This is a genomic window from Acidisoma sp. 7E03, assembly GCF_054665075.1.
This window is the reverse complement of record NZ_BAAFHE010000040.1, coordinates 1-3730: the sequence shown is the minus strand read 5'-3', so window position 1 is coordinate 3730 and position 3730 is coordinate 1. Positions and strand designations below refer to the sequence as shown.

Annotated in this window: 4 protein-coding genes; 1 reads left to right on the top strand and 3 read right to left on the bottom strand. The window is 66.5% G+C overall.

Translation table 11 applies throughout. From position 1 onward, the window contains the following. A partial coding sequence (locus ACYQ6W_RS22500) for a Hint domain-containing protein (RefSeq protein ID WP_459678509.1) occupies nucleotides 1–1330 on the top strand: 1330 nt, incomplete at its 5' end. A 75-nt stretch (nucleotides 1331–1405) separates the two neighbouring features. Here ACYQ6W_RS22500 and ACYQ6W_RS22495 read toward each other — a convergent pair. The 3 genes from ACYQ6W_RS22495 to ACYQ6W_RS22485 all read right to left on the bottom strand — a co-directional run bounded on the left by ACYQ6W_RS22495 (nucleotide 1406) and on the right by ACYQ6W_RS22485 (nucleotide 3597). Continuing rightward, nucleotides 1406–2212 (bottom strand): DUF72 domain-containing protein, encoded by an 807-nt coding sequence (locus ACYQ6W_RS22495; protein ID WP_459678507.1) that lies wholly within the window; start codon nucleotides 2210–2212, stop codon nucleotides 1406–1408. Between the two features lie 88 nt (nucleotides 2213–2300). Next, nucleotides 2301–2903 (bottom strand): DNA-3-methyladenine glycosylase, encoded by a 603-nt coding sequence (locus ACYQ6W_RS22490; protein WP_459678504.1) that lies wholly within the window; start codon nucleotides 2901–2903, stop codon nucleotides 2301–2303. Next, nucleotides 2896–3597, bottom strand: a complete 702-nt coding sequence (locus tag ACYQ6W_RS22485) for a glutathione S-transferase (RefSeq protein WP_459678502.1) — start codon at nucleotides 3595–3597, stop codon at nucleotides 2896–2898. The genes ACYQ6W_RS22490 and ACYQ6W_RS22485 overlap by 8 nt, the downstream gene beginning before the upstream one ends. Nucleotides 3598–3730 lie beyond the last annotated feature (133 nt).

Here is a 3730-nt window from a genome sequence, read left to right as displayed (position 1 = left end):
CGCGGCGACGGTGGTGCTGGGCAGTGCGGCCGGCATCGACACGTTGGATACCGAAGGCACGCTGACGCTTGGCGCCAATGCGGTGGTGGAAGCTTCCGCCAGCACCTCCGTCGACATGATCACCGGCAATGGCACGCTGATCAACGCCGGCACGATCCTCGCCGATGCGGGTTCCGGCAGCTTTGCGATCGGGCCCACGAGCCTCGTCAACAACGGGCTGATCGCGGTGAGCGGCGGCATCGAGATGGACATCGAGCCGACGGGCAGCTTCACCAATGCCGGCACGCTGACGGTGGGTGACGGCAGCACGCTTGCGATCCAATTCGCGGGCGCCGCCAGCAATACCGGCACGGTGGCGGTGGCGGGTGGTGTGCTGACGGCAGACGAGACGATCGGTGGCACGGGTGGCAGCATCACTCTCGCCGATGGTGCGTCGGCCATGCTCGCGGGCACCGGCGCCGGCCAGACGCTGGCTTTCACCGACGGCACCGACAGCCTCACGCTCACGGCGCCGATCGACTTTGCCGGCACCATCACGGGTTTTCGCAGCGGTGACAGCATCACCCTCGATGGCGTGACGAGTGCCACCGAAAGCTATGCCGATGGCGTGCTGACAGTGAGCGAAGGGGGTACCATCGTCGCGAACCTCGCCATCGCCGGCAACTACCAGACGAGCGACTTCACGGCCCTCGAGAGTGGCGGCACCCTCGTCATCACCACCGACGTGCCTTGTTTCGCCGCAGGCACGCGCATCCTCACCACGCGTGGTGAAGTGCCGGTCGAGGCGCTGGTGCCGGGTGACCGGGTCGTCACCGTGACGGATGGTGCGGAGGCAACTGCGGACGTGACCTGGGTCGGCCATCGTCTGGTCGACCTCAAGCGGCATCCGGCACCGGAGAAGGTGCGCCCCGTTCGGGTGCAGCGCGGCGCCTTCGGGCCCCGGATGCCGGCGCGGGATCTCGTGCTGTCGCCCGATCATGCGATCTTCGCCGAAGGCGTGCTCGTGCCGGTGAAGTATCTCGTCAACGGCAGCACGGTGCGCTTTGACCCGGCGATCGACCGCATCACCTACTTCCACGTCGAACTGACGCAGCATGAGGTGCTGCTGGCCGAAGGCCTGCCGGCCGAAAGCTATCTCGAAACCGGCGGCCGCGGCATGTTCGAGAATGGTGGTCGGCCCCTGGTGTTGCATCCGGATTTCGCGCCGCTGCGCTGGGACGTGCTGGGCTGCGCGCCGCTGAAGGTGACCGGTCCGGAAGTGGAGCGGATCGCGGCGACGCTTGCTCGCCGTGCGGCGCGCAAGGCCGCGCGCGTCAAGACCGCCGCCTGATCCGCCGCCTCTCGTCGATGGAGGAAAACCCCGCGCTCTTGTCCGGCGCGGGGTTTTCGTGACGAGGCGCCGGGGTTAAAGTCGCGCGATCAAGGACTGGGCGGCGGTCGGGTTCAACACCTTGTGGCCGCTGATGACATAGAGAAACACGTCACGCGGCGTGCCGTCGGCTTTCGCTGGCGCCGCCGTTGTGAGCCCACTGGGAGCCTTGCCCGCGGCCCAGAGCTTCGTGCGCTCTGCCCAGAGATCGAGCGCCTCTTCCGAATACCCTAGCGGCTCGCCCTCCGTCGTTCCCATGATGCGGGCGTAGACGAAAGGGGCCGTCAGATCGGCGATCTGGGGAAAGTCGGAATCACCCGCCATCACGATGGCGACGCCATGCTCCCGTGCCAGGGCCACGAAGTCGGGGTTGCGGAAGCTCTCGTGCCGCACCTCCACCGCATGGCGCAGCATGCGGCCCTCCAGGTTCTTCGGCAGCAGTTTCAGAAAGGCCTCGAAATCCTTGGCGTCGAACTGCTTCGTCGCCATGAACTGCCAGTTGATCGGCCCGAGCTTGTCCTTCAGTTCCAGAATGCCGCTGGTGAGGAAGCGCTCGATCGATTGTGCGCCCTCGGCGAGGACACGGCGGTTCGTGCAATAGCGGGACGCCTTGAGCGAAAAGACGAAATCGTCCGGCGTCTCGTCATGCCATTTCCGGAAGCTCTCCGGCTTCTGGGAGCCGTAATAGGTGCCGTTGATCTCGATGGTCGTCAGATGCTGCGCCGCATATTCCAACTCGCGCTTCTGCGCCAATCCCTCCGGGTAGAAGGGGCCGCGCCAGGGCTCATAGGTCCAGCCGCCGACCCCGATGCGGATACGGCCGCGTGCTGCGGTCTTGGCCATCTGCGTGCTCTCCCTCTTGTCTCGCGGGATGAGGCCCGAGAATGGTCGGCACCGCAACTCCCAGGGGCAGTCCGCCGCAGCCGGATCGCTACAGGTTGAGCGATCGGGGGCCGCTGATGAAGGGGCTACCGCGCCGATAGAAGCGCAGCAGGCGGTGGGTCTCTACCGTGATGCCGATGCGCACGCTTTCGCCAATCATGCCGCCCGCGTCTCCGTCCTCCGCTAGCCACAAGGGGCCTGGCGCGCAGAGGTCGAGACCGTCCAGGCTGCGGTCGATGCGAAGGGCGGCGGCAAGCCGCCCCGGCCCGCGCGCCAGGTCACGCAGCCGGTTGGTGCCGCGGTTGAGCTGCATCACGGCTGCGCCCTGCAACGGCTCCAGGGCGCGGATCAGCACGCCGGTGCCAATCCCCGCGGGGCCGGCGGAGACGTTCAGCATCCAGGAAATGCCGTAAGCCAGATAGACATAGGCGTGGCCGCGCTCGAGGAAGAGCGAGCGGTTGCGAGGCGTCATGCCCCGAAAGGCATGGGCGGCCGCGTCACCCACGAGATAGGCTTCCGTCTCCACGATCCGGCCGCTGACGAACCCCTCCGGCAAGTCCCGCACCACGATCTTGCCGATGAGGTAGCGCGCGAGGGCCACCGTATCTTCGGGCAAGCTCGCGCGCCCGAGCGGTGCAGGCTGTTCACTCACCCAGCGTCTTGCGCAGAGAAGCCTCGATCTGGCCGCCGCAATAGGCATCGCCGTATTCCTCGCGGGCATGGGCGGCGAGCTTGGCGAGGGGTGGCGGGGCGGCGATGCGCCGGCTCAAGGCGGCGATCGTCGGCGCCGTCTCTTCCAGCAGCGCACCGATCGTCGAAAAGCGATCGGTCATCGTGCACCAGAGGGTTGCCGTCACGACATCCGCGATGCCCGGGGCGGCCCCGCCCAGCAGGTAGCCGCTCTCCGCGGTCAACCCGTGACGCCGGCCCGTCTCTTCCCAGAAGCTCATCCATTTCTGCAGCCGGGGTGTGAACTCCTGCCATTTCTTGTGTGTCCACATCTCGCGTCCGCCGTCCAGCGTGATCTCGTCGATCACGTCGTTGGCATCGAGCACCACTTTCAGGGTCAGGGCGCGCAGCGCGGGTGTCGCCGGCAGCAGATCCAGCGTCTCCCCGAGATAGAGGATGATCGCCGCCATCTGGGCGATGGCAACATTCGCCTTTTTGTCGATCAGCAGCGGCGGCCCCATGAAGGGCAGGGGCATGTCACGCACCGGCCCTTCCATCAGCGCGGAGATCGCCTCGTCTCCCCCTTCGCTCCAGCGCTGCCCGGCATGGGCCAGGACGGCACGCACGAACTGGCCGCGGAACGGCACGGACCAGTAATAGAGTTCGTAGTTGGACATGGCGCAGGGCTCCATTCGGGCAAAGGCTCGTCATCGAGACTAGAGGGTGTTATGTACTTTCCCACTGGTTTGATTCATACCTGCGGGCATGGAGAGCGTTCGCAAGCCGTATCCCTCTGACGTGTCAGACGAC

Excerpts from the sequence above, each read along its gene's own strand:
- ACYQ6W_RS22485 (WP_459678502.1), bottom strand. The coding sequence starts at position 3,597 with ATGTCCAACTACGAACTCTATTACTGGTCCGTGCCGTTCCGCGGCCAG.
- ACYQ6W_RS22495 (WP_459678507.1), bottom strand. The coding sequence starts at position 2,212 with ATGGCCAAGACCGCAGCACGCGGCCGTATCCGCATCGGGGTCGGCGGC.